Genomic DNA, 15,482 nt, shown 5'->3' with positions numbered 1-15,482 from the left:
TCGGTCACGGCCCGGGGGGAGACGTCCCCGAGCACCACCAGGGTGGCCCCGTCGGGCCGGTAGTGGCTCCGGTGGAAGCCGGCCACCTGCTCGGGGAGGAGGCGGCCCAGCAGGCCGGTGTCGCCCATGGACGGGTGCCGGTAGGGATGACCGGGAGGGAACGCCTCGGCGAAGAGCAGCGCGGCGGCCCGGCCGGACGGACCGCACCGTTCCTCCTCCTCCCGCCGGACGACGGCGAGGGTCTCCGCGAGCGCCGCCGGGTCCAGGGCCAGGGGCAGGTACGCCGTGCGGTCCGCCTCCATCGCCAGCGCCCGGGGGAGCACCTCACGCGGGACGGTCATCGTGAACGCCGTGCGGTCCTGGTTGGTGGACGCGTTGACGTCCCGGGCGCCGGCCCGCTGGAGGGTCCCCAGGAAGTCCGGATGGCTCGGTGTGCCGCGGAACATGAGGTGCTCGAGGAAGTGGGCGAGCCCGTGCTCACCCGGACGCTCGTGACGGGATCCCACGTCGTGGCGGAGGTGGACGCGCAGATCCCGCAGGACCTCGTCGCGCTGGACGACGACGGTGAGGCCGTTCTCCAGCCGGGTGGTGCGCAGAGCACCGTGCGGGGCGTCCTTCCGGTCCATCGCTCAGGACCTCGCGTAGGCGAAGCGCACCGGCAGCGCGAGGCAGAGGCCGTCGTCCCCGCCCCCGAGCCGCAGGACGAGGCGTTCCGCCTCGAGGACGGCCAGCGCCTCCCGGTCGGCGGGGTCCGGCGCGGTGGGCGTGGCGTACGCGCGCAGCACCCTGCCCCAGGGGTGGTCGGGGACGGTCCAGCGGCGCGGTGCGGCCGGATCGCGCAGGTCCTCCAGGAGGAGGAAGCCGGGGCCGCGCCGGTGGGTGAGCAGGGGCTCCCGCGGGACGGGCCACTCCGGGACCCCGTCGTGCCGCGGCGGATCGAGGTGCTGGAGCGAGGCCCGCGGAAGGTCGCCGACGTCGCCCTCCCAGTACACCCGCAGACCCGCGCCCGCGGCCTCGACGAGCAGGTGCAGGAAGCGGGCGGTGGCGGCCGCCGTGGTGGTGGAGAGACGGACGGGACGCTCGACCAGCAGGCCGCGCATCCCCGAGCGGGCCATGGCGGCCAGGGCGTCCCTGCCGCAGGGCTCCTCGGGGGAGTGCGGCACGAGGAGCGTGGAGCGGCCGGACGGCCGGGCGGTTTGGACGGTGGCTTCACTCATGGCCGAGTCCCGTGGGCAGAGCGACGTAGCGGCCGTCCTCGTGGAAGAGCCAGCGTCTGGCCCGCCACTCCTCGAGCAGCGCGGTCACCCGCTCCTCGGTCGTCCGGTGCCCCTGAGCCGTCACCTCACGGGTGACCCCGGCGGCCGAGCGGCCCTTGAGGGTGGCGAGGAAGACCGCCACGAGCAGCGGGTCCTCCAGCCGTTCCTCGGCGGCGGACGTGGTGCGCTCGTCCACGATCCGCAGGGCGCCGCCCTCGGGGACGGCGACGAGCCGGCGGCCCTGGTGGTTGGCGCGCCAGGTGTCCACGGCGGCCCGCAGGCGTTCGGCGACGGACTCGGAGATGCCCGCCGGCCGGCTCTCGAAGACGTAACTGATGTCGGCCACCTCGTCCGCGGGGAGCTTGTACACCTTCTTGAGCAGGCCGGAGGGGCCCAGGTTCTCCAGGCCGAGCCCGGGGTCGTCGAAGAAGGGGCTGAACCTGGTGAGGACGGCGCGGTAGACGCCCTCCGGCGGTGTGAGGTGCCACAGCGCCGGCAGCTGTTCGACGACCTCCTCGTAGTCGGCCTCCGTCTCACCGGGGAACCCGTAGAGGAAGTTCCAGCCGGGGAAGACGGCGACGGTGCGGCAGTCGCGGAGCAGGCGCACGTTCTGCCAGCCGGTCACCCCCTTGCGCATCAGCCGCAGGACGTGGGTGCTGAGGCTCTCGATGCCCGGCTGGACCTGCGCCACACCGGCCTCGGCCAGGACCTTCAGCTGCCCGATGCCGAGGTTCGACTTGATCTCGAAGAACAGCCGCAGGTCCCACGGCTTCTCCGCGAGCCGCGGCAGCAGATCGCGGAGGTAGCCCATGTCCATGATGTTGTCGGCGAAGACGACGTCCAGCATGTGGTGCGCGCGGACCGCGTTCTCGATCTCCCGCACCACGCGGTCGGAGGACTTGGCGCGGAACGCCATGAGGGAGCCGTTGAGACCGCAGAACGTGCAGTGGTGCTTCTCGCCCCACCAGCACCCCCGGCCCCCCTCGATCTGGACCTTGGGCTCCACGCCGGCCACCGAGCGGGCGGCCCGGAACGTGTCGAAGTAGCCGCTCAGGTCGGCCTCGGGGACGGAGTCCATCGGCACGACGGCCCGCGGCTGCTCGTTGACGGCCGGCGCGTCGTCGGGGCCGCGCCAGCACAGGCCCGGCACGGCGGCGAGGTCCCCCGCGGGCGGGGAGCCGTCCGGGTCCGACCGCGACAGGAGGTCCAGCAGGCGGGGCAGGACGAGTTCGCCCTCACCCCTGACCACGTAGTCCAGGCACCTGAAGTTCCGGTGCAGCGCCGCGCCCTGGACGTCGTCGCAGTTGGCGCCGCCCATGACGGTGACCACCCGGGGGGAGCGCTCCTTCAGGGCGCGCGCCAGGGCCAGGCTCGGCATGTTCTGGTCGAATGTGCTGGTCATGCCGACGACGTCGTACCCGCCGGCGACCAGTTCGTCGGCGAGCCGGCCGACGAACCCGGAGCTGAGCCGGTACATCTCCGCGGCGGCCGTCAGGTCCGCGCCGCTGCCGGTCGCCGCCGCGTGGAACGGCGAGTCCAGCGGCTCCTCGAAGCCGTACAGGGCGGGGGAGAAGACCCACTCCCCGGTCGCCACGTAGTAGCCGTCGACGATGCGCCGGTAGTCCTCGCTGCCGATGCGGCCCCCGGTGCGCTCGTGGACGTGGTCGGCCCACCGGATGTTGGCGTAGAAGGTGTCGGCCGCCTCGACGAAGTCCAGCGCGCGCGCCACCGGCGCCAGCGTGCTGATCGCCATCGACGGCATGTCGAGCGACGCCCAGGGCATGCACACCAGCGCCACCCGCAGGGGCCGCCGCGGCCCCCGCGAGGAGACGTGGGGCAGACCGAGGAACTCAGCCGTTGTCATCTCTGCGGCCCCTTCAGACGCGCGCGTTCGCGGGCTTGGGCAGATGCGTCCCCCGGTAGTCCGCGCGCTCGATGTCCGCGCCCTCGGTGAACGCCTCGTCGAAGGGCACGTCCCACACGTACGCGGACCACAGGTCCGCGCCCCGGAAGGCCGCCCGGGCGCAGGTGCACTCCCGCAGGTCCGAGTGACGCAGGTCGGTGCGGCGCAGATCGGCCTCCGTGAGGTCCGCGCCGAAGAGACTGGCCCTGCGCAGGACGGCGCCCGAGAGGTCCGACGACCGCAGCGTCGCCCGGGCCAGGTCGGCGCTCTCCAGCCGGCTGCCCGAAAGATCCGCGCCGGTCAGGTCGGCGCCGGTCAGCCGGGCGCCCGTCAGGTCGGCGCCACGCAGATCGGCGCCGCGCAGATCGGTCCCGGCGCCGTGGCCGCGGAGCAGGAGCCATCCGTCGACCACCGCCACGGTGCGCAGCAGGCCGTCCTCCCGGACGACCAGCGCCAGGCACCGCATGCCCAGGCCGGGGCCCGCCACCTCGGCCGCGGTACGCGCCAGGGTCACGCCGGCGGCGGGGAACGGGGAGGCGAGAACGGGATCGGCGCCGCCGGGTCCCTGGAGCCGGCCGTCCAGCGGAACGAGGGCGTACGCGTCGGGGTCGGCGCCGCTCTCACCGGTCTCGGCCAGCACCAGTTCCAGAAGACTACGCATGGGTCCGGGTCCTTTCCCCGCTCTCCGGGGAGCCGTGGCCGCTCTCCCCGTCCATGAAGAAGAAGTTCTGCGTCAGCCGTCCTTCCCCGGGAGCGTCACCGAACAGTTCGGTGATGCCGTGGAAGAGGCGGCCGCCCTTGAAGATCACGCACCGGTTGTAGGCCAGGTCCACGTGGTGGATGGCTTCCCACCGGTCCTCCCGGCCGGTGTCGCGCAGCACGTACCGCTGGTCGAACTCCTCCTTGGTGCGGCACCCGAAGTCGTCCAGCGTCCCGTCCTCGGGCACCCTGTCCAGGCCCGTGGGGAGGTGGCGGTAGAAGCTCAGTCCACCCCTGGCCTGCTCGGGCGGGGTGAGGTAGACGACCGCCGTCCAGTCGACGAAGTCGAGGTGCACGCGGGTGCGCCCGCTGTCCGACCGGGTGGCCACCCGGAACTTGCCGAAGACCCACCGCCGCGGGTCGTGGTGGATGGGACCGCCGACGATCTCCGCGAGCCTGCGGGCGTGGCCCTCCGAGGCGAAGGCCTTGACGCTCTCCAGCCCCGGGAAGTTCGCCGCCTCGCCGAAGTCCCGGTACTCCGCGGCGAGGGCCAGGTCACGGACCCGGTCGGGGTCCTGGTAGAAGCCGTCGACGATCAGGAGTTCACCGTCGAGGGCGCGGGTGACGCCGGGCGTGCTCACAGGGCCACCGCCTCCTGCCGGGCGGGCATCCTGCGCACGGCGGACGGGACGGGAAGCACCTCGTTGAAGAAGAAGTTGTGGGTGATCCGGGCGTTGGCCGGCCGGTCGCCCAGACCGCCGAGCGGCGCGTGGTAGAACTCGCACCCCCGGAAGAGGACCAGCCGGTTGTACACCGGCGCCACCCAGTCGAGCAGTTCCCACTTGCCGAGGTCCGCCATGTCACGCCGGGCGACGCCCTCCTCGAACGCGTCGGCGTCGGCGAAGCCGAGGGAGCGGGCCATCCGGTCGGACGGCGGCCGGCGCAGACCCGTCTCCCGGTGCCGGAAGAAGCCGGTCCCGGCGGAGGAGGGCGCGCCGGGGGTGAGGTAGACCATGCCCGCCCAGTCGACGGCGGTGTCGGCGTGCACCTTGGTGCCGCGCCCGGTCTCCTCGGTGATCACCCGGAAGCCGCCCCAGGTCAGCCGTTCCCCGTCCACGTGGACCGGCGAGCCGACGATCCGCTCGATGGCGCGCTGGAGCGCGTCCGTGCTCAGGGCCTTGCTGCTCTGCCAGCCGGGGTAGTTGTAGCGGCTGGCGCTCCGGAAGTCCGAACGCAGCGCGGCGGCGCGCACCGTGTCCGGGTCGGCGTAGAAGTCGTCGACGACGATCAGTCTGCTCCGCATCACGAGGCCCTCACTTCGTCGAAGAAGAAACGCTGGGTCAGGCGTCCGTCGGACGGGTCGGCGCCGAAGCCGGAACTGGCCCGGTGGAACTGCGAACCGCCCCTGAGCAGGACCAGACGGTTGTAGACCATGCTCACCCGGGAGATCTCCTCCCAGGCGTCGGGCCGGACCTTGTCGGGGTAGTAGACCTCCTCGATCCAGTGGTCGCGGTCGCGGTATCCGAGCTCCTTCGCCCGCGCCTCGTCCGGGGGACCGGTCAGCCCGCTCTCCCGGTGGCGGAAGAAGGAGAGCCCTCCCTCGCACCGGCCGGGAGGAGTCAGATAGACGATGCCGGCCCAGTCGGTGTCGTCGAAGTGCGTGGTGAGAGGCGCGTTGGCGTTCTCCCCGGTGAAGGCGAACACCCCGAAGCCCATGCGTGCCGGGTCGTGGTGCACCTGGATGCCGAGGATCCGCGAGAACGCGTCCGCGGTCTCGCTCCCCGCGAAGGAGTTGTAGGTCTCCGCGTCGTAGGTCCGGCCCTCGTCGGTCTTCTGCGGTGACCAACGGCCCTTCTCCAGGGCCAGGGCGCGCACCCGGTCCGGGTCGGCGTAGAAGTCATCGACCACTTGGAGCGTCTTGTCCATCGGGTTCTCCTTCCTCTCGTACGTCGGAACCGGCCGCGGTGAGCCGGGGCTTCAGGAAGACGAGGAGCAGCAGGTACAGCGCGCCGGCCAGCCAGTAGGGGACCCGCAGGGCCTGCTCGGCGCCCAGCGGCCCGGTGGCCGCCTCCACGAGGACGCCGCCGAGGAGCATGCCGACCACGCTCATCCCGAACGTCACCATGCGGAAGGTCGCGTTGACCCGGCCCAGCACGTGCGACCCGACGGCCAGCTGGCGCAGGGTCAGGGTGCTGACGCTCCAGAACGCCACGGCCGCGGAGGCCGTCGCGTAGAGCACGACCACCACCGGCGCGGTGGGCAGGAACCCGACGCCGAGGAAGCACAGCGCCATGGTCAGCAGGGCCGTCAGCAGGGAGCGGGCGGCGCCCAGCCGGTCCAGCAGGCGGCGCGCGTACTGGCTGCCGGCCACGCCGCCCACCGCCGCCGCCGAGAGCAGCAGGGCGTACCCGAGGGAACCGAGGCCGAGGGATTCGCGGACGAAGAGCACCTGCCCCGCCAGCATCGCCGCGTACAAGGTGTTCAGCACCGCCGCGCTGCCCGCGAGGAGACGCAGCAGCGGATCGCGCCGGACGAGGCGCAGACCGTGGAGCGCCTGCGCCCCGACCGAGCCGTCCCGGGCGGACCGCGGCGACGGGTCCTCGATCCGGCGGCGCAGCGCCAGGAGGAGCCCCGCCGACGCCCCGTTGAGCAGGGCGTTGCCGAGGAAGGGCACCGCCAGTCCGGCCTTGAGGAGGAGCCCGCCGAGGGGACGGCCGACGAAGTCGTTGGAGAGGATCTGACTGGCCCGGACATGGCCGTTGGCCTGGGCCACGCCGCCCGCGGCGAGCAGCGGGACCGCGGTGTCGGCGGCGATGCCGTAGGCGACCTCGGTCGTCCCGAAGAACAGGGCGAAGGCCACCAAGAGGCCTATGGAGACGTCCGACGTCAGGAGCAGACCGCCCAGCGCCAGCATCGCGACGGCACGGGCCGCCCCCGCCGCCGCCATCAGCGCGATCCGGGGCAGACGGTCGACGACGGCCCCCATGGGGAGGGCGAACAGCAGCCAGGGCAGCCGCTCCGCCATGGCGACCAGGGAGATGGCCAGGGCGCTGTCCGTCACGGTGGACGCCGCCCAGGTCAGCGCGATCAGCGTCATGCCGTCCGCCGCGCTGCCGGCCGTCAGACAGGACCAGAAGATCCAGAACCTCGACGGCAGCGGCGTCCTCGGGGCGGTGGACGCCCCGCTCATGAGCCCGCCGTCACCGAGGCGACGCGCTTCAGCAGCGGATCCGTCCAGGACCAGGCCGGGACCAGCGGGTTGGCGGCCATGCACAGTGCCTGCGGGAGCGCCGTACGCACCAGCCAGTCGGGGTGCTCCGCGGCCAGCGACTCCGCCTCGTTCGCCACCCACTCCCCGAACCAGCCGAGCGAGGTGTCCCCGGCGAAGGTGAGCGAAGCGGCCACGTTGGGCAGCAGGGCGGCCGCCGGACGGCCGCGCCGGGCGAGTTCCAGGGTGACCGGCACCGCCACGTCCGGGCGCGTGTAGAACTCGCGCGTCCCGATCACCGAGGTGTCCGCGCCGACCGCCTCGGCGTGCGTGCGGACCTCGGCCAGCATGGCGGGCCAGCGGCGGGCCATCTCCGCGTCCAGCTGCTCGGGGGTGACGGGGACGTCCTCCGTACCGGTCGGCGCGGGGGAACCGGCGGGCACGCGGAACTCCTCCGCGTGCGCCAGCCGGAGCCGCTGCAACGCCGTCACGGCCCGGTCGACGGGCGTCAGCGCGTCGGCGGAGGCGGAGGCGGACGGGGAGAGGGACGGGGAGGGGGCGGCCGTCCGGTGCGGCGCGGCGTCGGAGGCGTCGCGGAGGACGACCGTCATGTTGCGGCGGCACGACAGGTAGCGGGCGTCCGGCCACAGCGGGGCCAGCAGGGAGGCCAGCCGGTGCTGGGGAGAGGGCGGGAGCAGCGGTTCCAGATGGGCGGGCAGCCCCCAGGCGTTGAGCAGGGCGGTCCCGCCGGGAGCCAGAGCCCGCCGCACCCGCTGCCAGAACGGCTCCCGGAGGATGAACGCGGGGTAGGACTCACCCGCGTACACGTCGATGACGACGAGGTCGTAGAGGTCGGACCCGTCGAGGAAGGCGGCCGCGTCGGCCACCACCGCGTCGAACCCCACGGCGGGGAAGTGCTGCCGGAAGAGCGCGCCGGTGACGCCCGCCATGTCCGGGTCGAGATCCACGGCGGTGATGCTGCTCCCGGGCGCCGTCGCCCGCAGCGGCCGCAGCGACCCCCCGTAGCCGAGCCCCAGGACACAGATCCTGTCCGCCGGACCGGCCAGCGGGCCGATCGCGAAGTCGTCGGGCTGGTTCCCCACGAAGACCCGGTCGCCCGAGAGGAGCGTCGCCGAGGTGCTCAACAGCAGGGGGGTGGTGCTGTACATCCCACTCCTAGATCGGTTCGTGGCACCGGGCTCCGGGACCACTGGTGCGGGACCGCGGTCCCGCACCAGCGGAAAGCGACCGAGTCGCGTGAGCGGGCGGGTTACGAGAGCGCGAGCGCCTCGTCGACCACGGCCTGCTCGTTCTCGCTGAGCGGGACGAAGGTCGCGAACATCGGCATGTTGTTGTTCGAACAGCGGGCGTACACCGCGTGGTCGAACTCCTCGAACAGGGGCTCTTCGTGCTGCGTCTGCTCAGCCATGTGCTCTCCAATCGGGCAACGGGACAGGCGTCCCTGCTGGTCCGGCATCGACGGCACGTCAACGGCCACGCACGGCGGTGCGGTTGTGGGCCTGTCGCCGGCTGGCGGCGATTCTGTCCCAGTGGTCACAGGAGGATCAAGGGTCCGGACAGGGGGAACAGGAGTCTTAACTTCCGGGGTACCCGCGCGTCATCGACCGGGCGTCCGGGGGGACGCGCCGGAACCGTCGCCGCGGGCACGGTGTGCCGGAGGCGAGAGGTCCGTTTCGTGCGGGGGTACGCGGTCCGGCCGTGCAGCGGTGCGTGGTCCGGCCGTGGAGAGGGCGCGTGGTCCGGCCGTGGAGAGGTGCGCGGCCGGTCCGTGGAGACGCGTGGTCAGACCGTGCGGACCGACAGCGCCGCCGCCCGGCCGGTGCAGGCGGCCAGGTGCGCGGCCTCCGCCTCCAGCGCCTTCCGGGGCGCCTGCGGGCACTCGCCGAACAACTGGACGTCGACCGTGCCGTCCGCGAACTCCCAGACCCCCACCACGCGTCCCCGGTGCACGACCACGGGGGAGATCCAGCCGGCGGCGCGACTCACGGCCTTGCGGCGCTCCGCGCTCAGGATCCGGGTGTCGGAGGTGCCGGCCCCCAGGAGGTACTGGTCGAAGCCGGGCAGCAGCCGCACCTCCCGCGAGGGCCGGGCGGCGGCCAGCGCGTCCAGGTCCTCCGCCCGCGCCCAGCACGTCGTGCCGTCGACCTCCACCCGCGCCAGCTCCTCGCCCAGCGAGGCGAACCAGCCGCGCAGCGCCGCCTTGCGGGAGGAACCGCGGGTCAGCCAGGCGTCGAAGGCCTCCGGGGTCGCCGGCCCGTGGGCGCCCAGGTAGGCGGGGACGGCGGTCCGGGCGGCCTCCTCCGGTTCCGGTACGCCGGTCCAGCCCGGGACCCGTGCGCGCGGGGAGGTGAAGGTGATCCGGTTCCCCTGGCTCGGCCCGTGGCAGAGCCTCCCCGTCCAGGCGAGCGGCTTGAGCACCGCGCCCCAGCCGGAGGTCAGCTGCTCCTCGAGTCCGGCGAAGCCGGGGCGGGCGACCAGGGCGGCCGTCAGCTCCTGGCGGGTCATCGTCCGCCCGTCCAGCACCTCGTCCACGGCCTCGCCCAGGGCCGTCATCTGGGCCGGCGTCACTCCGAAGGCGCGCTGCCAGGACGGCTTCTCCCAGGTCCGCGCCGCGGCCATCAGCGACAGGTACGCCGCCAGGTGGCCGGACGTCAGCAGGTGGAGGGTGCCGCGCATGGCCCAGGTCCTGACGACCTCCCCGCCGTCCAGCGCCTTCTCCACGGCTCCCGCGGCCGGGCGGAGCTGCCGGGTGGTGATCGCCAGCTCCGCCGACGACGCGACCTGGGCCTGCACCCCGGCGAGCCGTCCGACGATCTCGGCGACCGACGCCGTGGTCCGCGGCGCGAGGCTCTGCCTCCGCAGCCGCCAGGCGAACACCTGCTCCTGGGTGAGCTTCACGCGGTGGCTCCTCGGTCCGGGTCGTGTACGGAGTACATCCTGCCCCGGGCGACGGCGGAACGGTCCGCTCCGGATTGTCGTACCCCTGCGGAAGAGTGGTCCCCATGACGACTTCTCCCGCCGTCGAGGCGCTGACGACCCCTGCCCGCTACACGGCCGCGATCGCCCGGGTGCGCGCGGCCGCCCGGGCCTACTACGGCGGCGACGGCGACATCGCCACCGAGAGCGTGATGGACGACGCGACGTACGACCGGGAACTGCTCGCGATAGCCGCCTACGAGCAGGCGCACCCCGGCGAGGTGGCGGCCGACTCACCCACCCGTCAGGTCGCGGCGGGCGCCGCGCCGGCCGGTGACGTCGCGCACACCGTGCCGATGCTGTCGCTGGACAACGTCTTCTCCGCCGGGCAGCTGGCCGCCTGGGGCGAGAGCCTGCAGCGGCGTCTGGGCCGCCCGGTCGGGGGCGGTTTCACCGTGGAGCCCAAACTGGACGGCGCGGCGATCGCCGCCCGCTACCGCGACGGGCGGCTGGAGCGGGTCGTCACCCGCGGCGACGGGCGGTCCGGGGAGGACGTCAGCCATGTGATCGGCACCGTGGAAGGACTCCCGGAGCGGCTCGACGTTCCGGTGACGGTCGAGGTGCGCGGCGAAGTCCTCTTCACCCAGGCGCAGTTCGAGCGGGCCAACGAGATCCGCGCCGAGCACGGCGCCAAGGTGTTCTCCAACCCCCGCAACGGCGCCGCCGGCACCCTGCGCGCCAAGGACCGGCCGTACCGGCTGGCGATGACGTTCTGGGCGTACGGCGCGGTCGCCCTCGACGGCGGGTCCTTCCTGCCGGCGGACGCGTCGCACTCCCAGGTGCTGACCGCGCTCTCGGAGGCCGGGGTGCGCACCACCCGCGACAACCCGGCGGCGGTGCGGTTCGTGCGGACGATCGAGGAGGTGCAGGCGCGCGTCGAGGAGATCCAGGCGATGCGGCCCGGTCTGCCGTTCGGCATCGACGGCGTCGTCGTGAAGGCGGACGCCGCGGAGGATCAGCGGGCGGCGGGGTACGGGTCCCGCTTCCCGCACTGGGCGGTCGCGTACAAGCTGGCCGCGGTGGAGCGCACCACCAGGCTGCTGGAGGTGGAGTGGAACGTGGGCCGCACCGGCGTGCTCGCCCCGCGCGCGCGGCTGGAGCCGGTGGAGATCGACGGCAGCGTCGTCGAGTACGCCACGCTGCACAACCCGGCCGACATACGCCGCCGCGACCTCCACCTCGGCGACACGGTCACCGTGTACAAGGCCGGAGACATCATCCCCCGGGTGCAGTCCGCCGTCGTGGGACTGCGTCCGGCGGACGCGGTCGAGGTGCCGCTCCCGGAGGCGTGCCCCCACTGCGGCGGCGGGATCGACAAGAGCCAGGAGAGATGGCGGTGCGTCAAGGGCGCCGCCTGCCGTCTGCCCGCGCTGATCGCCTACGCGGCGCAGCGCGACTGCCTCGACATCGACGGCCTGGGCACCACGTACGTGAACGCGCTGGTCGCCTCGGGCGCCGTCACCGACATCGCCGATCTGTACACCCTCGGCCTGGAGACGCTGTCCGAGGCGGCCGGGAGCGCGAAGCGGGGCGCGAGCCTCCTCGCGCAGATCGAGGCCGCCCGGGCGAGGCCGCTCAGCCGGCAGGTGTGCGCGCTCGGCATCCGCAACACCGGGCGGCGTCTGTCGCAGCGGATCGCCGCGCACTTCCGCTCGATGGACGCGATCCGGGCGGCGGACGCGGAGGCGATGCGGGAGGTCGAGGGCATCGGCGCGGAGAAGGCGCCGGGCATCGTCGCCGCCTTCGCCGAACTCGCCCCCGTCATCGACAAGATGATCGCCGCCGGGGCCACCATGACCGAACCGGTCGACGAGAGCGCCGGGGAGGGCCCGCTGGTCGGCGAGGACGGCCGTCCGATGAAGGTCGTCGTCACCGGGAGGATGACCGGCCCGCTCGCCGACCTCAGCCGCACCGGCGTGAAGGACCTGATCGGGCGGGCGGGCGGAAAGGCGAGCGACAGCGTCACCGCCGCGACCGCCTACCTCGTCGCCGCGCCCGCCGCGGGCGGCAAGCTCAGCGGCAAGGCCGCCAAGGCGGAGCAGCTCGGCGTGCGGGTCCTCACCCCCGAGGAGTTCGCGGAACTCCTGGCGGACCAGCTCGGCGGGGCCGTCTGACCCCAGGGTCCGCATGGTGCACGGGGGTTGCGCCCCGAAGGCGCGGCCAGGTGGGAAAGGGCATATCTTCCCGGGCATGGATCATCAGGGAGAGTTTCGTCGGGCGGCCCTCGAGCTGGGCGTTCCGGACGAGGAAATCAGCAGGTTCAGCCGGCACCTTCGTCTGGCGATCGGCATGTCCGGGGGCGGCGACGGTCCTCCGGTCGGGCACATCGGCGGCCTGCCCCGGCTGCCGGTGGGCATGGAGTGGCCGACCGCCGGGGACGTTCCGTTGCCGTTGCTCCTTTCCGTCGACTGCGGGGCGCTGCCGAGGGTCGACGGCTTCGACCTGCCGGCGGACGGGACACTGCTCTTCTTCGTCCACCAGGAGAGGGACTTCGGCGACGGGCGGGCCGATCCGGGGCAGTACGCGCGTGTCGTGCACGTACCGGACGGCACCGCGACCGCGGTCGCGGAACCCCCCGGCTCCGTGCGCGTCGGCGAGCGGATCGACGTCCGCGCCGAGCTCAGGGCCGATCTGCCCCTGTGGCTCGAGGAAGGCGACGAGGACTGGCACGAGTTCTGGGAGGACCTCGAATGGGAGGACATGTCCCCCTTCCAGCAGAAGCTGTCCCGGTACATGGAGCGTGAACTGCCGCACCTGGACGAACTCCGGTCCCTGGCCCATGACCTCTGGCCGTCCGGCGCCCACCTCGTCATCGGCGGGTACGCCGACGACGAGGTGACGGTCGGCAGCGTCCTGGCGAAGACCCTCGCGAACGGGGAGTGGCTCTCCTACGCGGACGAGGACGCGCTCCGGCTGGCGAGCGAATGGATACCGCTCGCCCAGGAGGCCCGGACCTACGCGGAGCACTACACGAAATTCATGATCCGCCTCGACGACCTGGCCGCGGCCCGGTGGGACACGGCGCTGACCGTGACCCATTTCCAGGCCCCGTGACCAGCTGGAACGGTGGGGCGGGCGGCGCTCCTGGCCACCTCGGCACTCAAGCCCTTGCCGGCCTCCATCCAAGCGATCATCGCCCTGCCGCGCGGTGCCGGGGCCGGTGGTCCTGAGGGCGTCGATCCCGCCTGTTGGAGGGGCTGTTGACGCTGCCGGGGCGTTCTGCTTGCATCGAGCCATGTTGCGCCGGACGCTCACCTCCCGCCGCTGTGTCGACCTGGTCCGGGTCGCGGCGGCGCTCTGTCGTACGGCCTGACGACCGGAGGACTCCGGCCCCGCGCGTCCGCTCCAGGGCGCCCTCGCGCCGCCCGGCGCTCCGCGCCTCACCGGACCGTGCCGGTCCACGGCTGCCGAAGCCCCCGCCGGGCCCACGGGTGGCGGGTCGGCCCCTGTGCCCCGGGTCCCGAACGCCGCCCCGCGCCCCACCACCCCCCCCACCGGGCAGGTCGTTCCTCCTCGCGACGGAACCCCTCGCCCCCCGGGCGGGGCTCCGCCGTAGGAACGACGGACCGGCGGAACGGTGGGGGCCGGCGGAACGGGAGGACGGGGAGGTGGCGGGTCGCCGGAGCCGCGCCGGGCACGTCGTCCTCCATCCTCCGAGACTCCCGACGAAAGCAGCCACCATGGCAACCGCTCCCTCCCTGTCCCCGCCCGCCCACGTGATCGCCGACGACGCCGAGGCCCTCGCCGTCGCCGCGGAGCTGGCCGAACGCTTCCGGCACGACGCCGCCCGCCGGGACGCCGAACGCCTGCTGCCCGAACGGGAACTGGACGAGCTGTCCGCCTCCGGACTGCTGGCGGTCACCGTGCCGGCGGAGTCCGGCGGGGCGGACGTCCGGCAGGAGACCCTCGCCGAGGTCTTCCGCCTGCTCGCCTCCGCCGACGCCAGCCTGGCGCAGATCCCGCAGAGCCACTTCGTCTACGTGAACGTCCTGCGCCGCGTGGGCACGCCGGAGCAGCAGAAGTTCTTCTTCGGCGAGATCCTCGCCGGCAGGCGCCTGGGGAACGCCCAGTCCGAGGCGGGCACCCGGCACGTCCAGGACATCCGCACCCGGCTGGACCCCGCTCCGTCCGGTGACGGCTCGTACCTGCTGACCGGCGTCAAGCACTACTGCACCGGAGCGCTGTTCGCCGACTGGATCCCCGTGCTCGCCCGTGCGGCGGACGGCAACCTGCACGTCGCCTACGTGCCGCGGGACGCCGAGGGGCTGACCGTCGTCGACGACTGGGACGGACTGGGGCAGCGCACCACGGCCAGCGGCACCGTCCGGCTGGAGGGGGTGCCGGTGCCCGCCGACCGCGTCGTGCCCCATCACCTCACCTTCGAGGGGCCGCAACTGCACGGCGCGGTCGCCCAGTTGCTGCACGCGGCGATCGACGCGGGCATCGCGGACGGCGCGCTCGCCGAGGCGGTCGCCTTCGTCCGGACCAAGAGCCGCCCCTGGTTCGAGGGCGTGGAGGCCGGCTATCCGGAGGCCTTCGACGACCCGCTGCTGATCCAGCGCTTCGGGGAACTCACCGTCCACGTCCGGGCCGCCGAGGCGCTGCTCCGCGCCGCGGCGCGGGCGGTGGACGCGGCCCGCGCGGACCTGACCGACGACAGCGCGGCGGAGGCCTCGCTCGCCGTGGCGGCCGCCAAGGTCACCGCCGGGCGGGCGGCGGTGGAGGTCGCCAGCGCCCTGTTCGAGGTGTCCGGCACCCGGTCCGCCCTCGGCACCCTCGGCCTCGACCGGTACTGGCGGGACGCCCGGACCCACACCCTGCACGACCCCGCCCGCTGGAAGCTCCAGCACATCGGCCGTCAGACGCTGCACAGCACCCGTCCGCCCCGGCACGGTCTGCTCTGACACCACCCCCGGCCCGAGGCCGCCGCCCTCAGCGGGGCGCCGCTCCGCGCAGCGCCTGGTCGACCAGACGGGGGACGAGGGACGCGTCGAAGGGCGTCCTGAGCACGAGCAGCCGGTGGTAGCAGGCGCCCCACAACTGGTCCACGACGATGTCCAGGTCGGCGTCCGCACGCAGCAGGCCCTGCCGCTGGGCGGCGCGCAGCCGCTCGCGCGCCAGCTCGCGGCGGGGCCGCGCGTAGTTCTCCGACCACGCCCTGGCCACGTCCGGGTCGGTCTGGGCGGCGCCGACGAGTTCCGTCACCGGCCGCTCCGCGCCCTCGTCCTTCAGCCAGTGGACGAAGGCGCGGAGCTGGGTGACCAGGTCGGCGCGCAGGTCACCGGTGTCGGGGAAGTCGAGCACCGGGCGGCTGCGGGCGAAGTACGCCTCCGCCGCGAGCGCGCCGGGCGAGGGCCACCACTTGTGGAGGGTGGTCCGGCTCGCCCCCGCCTCCTTCGCCACCCGGTCGAACGTGAGC

The 15,482-nt window shown here is 73.7% G+C and carries 15 protein-coding genes; 3 read left to right on the top strand and 12 right to left on the bottom strand.

All coding sequences use genetic code 11. The annotated features are described in order from the left end of the window. From HW445_RS05205 to HW445_RS05155, 11 genes are all read right to left on the bottom strand, one after another. On the bottom strand, positions 1-626 hold a 626-nt coding region (locus tag HW445_RS05205), incomplete at its 3' end, for a pitrilysin family protein (protein WP_180219853.1). A 3-nt stretch (positions 627-629) separates the two neighbouring features. Next, complete coding sequence (locus tag HW445_RS05200; protein WP_180219852.1) at positions 630-1,217, bottom strand: DUF5825 family protein; 588 nt, start codon at positions 1,215-1,217, stop codon at positions 630-632. Continuing rightward, a complete protein-coding gene (locus HW445_RS05195; RefSeq protein WP_180219851.1) occupies positions 1,210-3,120 on the bottom strand; it encodes a RiPP maturation radical SAM C-methyltransferase in 1,911 nt (636 codons plus the stop codon). Before HW445_RS05195 ends, HW445_RS05200 begins: the two co-directional genes overlap by 8 nt. Before the next feature lie 13 nt (positions 3,121-3,133). After that, entirely contained in the window at positions 3,134-3,820 is a 687-nt protein-coding gene (locus HW445_RS05190) for a pentapeptide repeat-containing protein (protein ID WP_257230851.1), read from the bottom strand. Continuing rightward, on the bottom strand, positions 3,813-4,499 hold the full coding sequence (locus HW445_RS05185; RefSeq protein ID WP_180219850.1) for a DUF6445 family protein: 687 nt from the start codon (positions 4,497-4,499) through the stop codon (positions 3,813-3,815). Before HW445_RS05185 ends, HW445_RS05190 begins: the two co-directional genes overlap by 8 nt. Further along, complete coding sequence (locus tag HW445_RS05180) at positions 4,496-5,161, bottom strand: DUF6445 family protein (RefSeq protein WP_180219849.1); 666 nt, start codon at positions 5,159-5,161, stop codon at positions 4,496-4,498. The genes HW445_RS05185 and HW445_RS05180 overlap by 4 nt, the downstream gene beginning before the upstream one ends. Further along, positions 5,161-5,784 (bottom strand): DUF6445 family protein, encoded by a 624-nt coding sequence (locus tag HW445_RS05175; RefSeq protein WP_180219848.1) that lies wholly within the window; start codon positions 5,782-5,784, stop codon positions 5,161-5,163. The genes HW445_RS05180 and HW445_RS05175 overlap by 1 nt, the downstream gene beginning before the upstream one ends. Further along, positions 5,756-7,048 carry an MFS transporter gene (locus HW445_RS05170; RefSeq protein WP_180219847.1) on the bottom strand — a complete coding sequence of 431 codons (1,293 nt, stop codon included), beginning with the start codon at positions 7,046-7,048 and terminating at the stop codon, positions 5,756-5,758. The genes HW445_RS05175 and HW445_RS05170 overlap by 29 nt, the downstream gene beginning before the upstream one ends. Next, positions 7,045-8,235 (bottom strand): spermidine synthase, encoded by a 1,191-nt coding sequence (locus HW445_RS05165; protein WP_180219846.1) that lies wholly within the window; start codon positions 8,233-8,235, stop codon positions 7,045-7,047. The genes HW445_RS05170 and HW445_RS05165 overlap by 4 nt, the downstream gene beginning before the upstream one ends. Before the next feature lie 101 nt (positions 8,236-8,336). Then, the gene (locus HW445_RS05160) at positions 8,337-8,495 is read right to left on the bottom strand and encodes a hypothetical protein (protein ID WP_164540988.1); all 159 of its coding nucleotides are present in this window, start codon (positions 8,493-8,495) and stop codon (positions 8,337-8,339) included. Positions 8,496-8,869: 374 nt separating this feature from the next. Further along, positions 8,870-9,985, bottom strand: a complete 1,116-nt coding sequence (locus HW445_RS05155) for a DNA glycosylase AlkZ-like family protein (RefSeq protein ID WP_180219845.1) — start codon at positions 9,983-9,985, stop codon at positions 8,870-8,872. 104 nt (positions 9,986-10,089) lie between these two features. Between HW445_RS05155 and ligA the strand changes: the two genes are divergently transcribed. From ligA to HW445_RS05140, 3 genes are all read left to right on the top strand, one after another. Next, positions 10,090-12,177, top strand: coding sequence for an NAD-dependent DNA ligase LigA (gene ligA, locus HW445_RS05150; protein WP_180219844.1), 2,088 nt, complete (start codon positions 10,090-10,092; stop codon positions 12,175-12,177). A 76-nt stretch (positions 12,178-12,253) separates the two neighbouring features. Next, the gene (locus tag HW445_RS05145) at positions 12,254-13,117 is read left to right on the top strand and encodes a DUF1963 domain-containing protein (RefSeq protein WP_180219843.1); all 864 of its coding nucleotides are present in this window, start codon (positions 12,254-12,256) and stop codon (positions 13,115-13,117) included. A gap of 626 nt (positions 13,118-13,743) precedes the next feature. After that, complete coding sequence (locus HW445_RS05140) at positions 13,744-14,967, top strand: SfnB family sulfur acquisition oxidoreductase (RefSeq protein WP_180219842.1); 1,224 nt, start codon at positions 13,744-13,746, stop codon at positions 14,965-14,967. 28 nt (positions 14,968-14,995) lie between these two features. On the opposite strand, the gene HW445_RS05135 is transcribed toward HW445_RS05140, so the two are convergent. Further along, positions 14,996-15,482: TetR-like C-terminal domain-containing protein (locus tag HW445_RS05135; RefSeq protein WP_180219841.1), on the bottom strand; the 487-nt coding region annotated here is incomplete at its 5' end.

It is taken from the genome of Streptomyces sp. UH6, from assembly GCF_013421635.1.
Classification (GTDB): domain Bacteria; phylum Actinomycetota; class Actinomycetes; order Streptomycetales; family Streptomycetaceae; genus Streptomyces; species Streptomyces abyssomicinicus.
The sequence above is the reverse complement of the archived record's forward strand: the minus strand, read 5'-3'. Positions and strand labels throughout refer to the sequence as shown.

Excerpts from the sequence above, each read along its gene's own strand:
- HW445_RS05160 (WP_164540988.1), bottom strand. The coding sequence starts at position 8,495 with ATGGCTGAGCAGACGCAGCACGAAGAGCCCCTGTTCGAGGAGTTCGAC.
- HW445_RS05180 (WP_180219849.1), bottom strand. The coding sequence starts at position 5,161 with ATGCGGAGCAGACTGATCGTCGTCGACGACTTCTACGCCGACCCGGAC.
- HW445_RS05140 (WP_180219842.1), top strand. The coding sequence starts at position 13,744 with ATGGCAACCGCTCCCTCCCTGTCCCCGCCCGCCCACGTGATCGCCGAC.
- HW445_RS05175 (WP_180219848.1), bottom strand. The coding sequence starts at position 5,784 with ATGGACAAGACGCTCCAAGTGGTCGATGACTTCTACGCCGACCCGGAC.
- HW445_RS05190 (WP_257230851.1), bottom strand. The coding sequence starts at position 3,820 with ATGCGTAGTCTTCTGGAACTGGTGCTGGCCGAGACCGGTGAGAGCGGC.
- HW445_RS05195 (WP_180219851.1), bottom strand. The coding sequence starts at position 3,120 with ATGACAACGGCTGAGTTCCTCGGTCTGCCCCACGTCTCCTCGCGGGGG.
- HW445_RS05200 (WP_180219852.1), bottom strand. The coding sequence starts at position 1,217 with ATGAGTGAAGCCACCGTCCAAACCGCCCGGCCGTCCGGCCGCTCCACG.
- HW445_RS05165 (WP_180219846.1), bottom strand. The coding sequence starts at position 8,235 with ATGTACAGCACCACCCCCCTGCTGTTGAGCACCTCGGCGACGCTCCTC.
- ligA (WP_180219844.1), top strand. The coding sequence starts at position 10,090 with ATGACGACTTCTCCCGCCGTCGAGGCGCTGACGACCCCTGCCCGCTAC.
- HW445_RS05170 (WP_180219847.1), bottom strand. The coding sequence starts at position 7,048 with ATGAGCGGGGCGTCCACCGCCCCGAGGACGCCGCTGCCGTCGAGGTTC.
- HW445_RS05145 (WP_180219843.1), top strand. The coding sequence starts at position 12,254 with ATGGATCATCAGGGAGAGTTTCGTCGGGCGGCCCTCGAGCTGGGCGTT.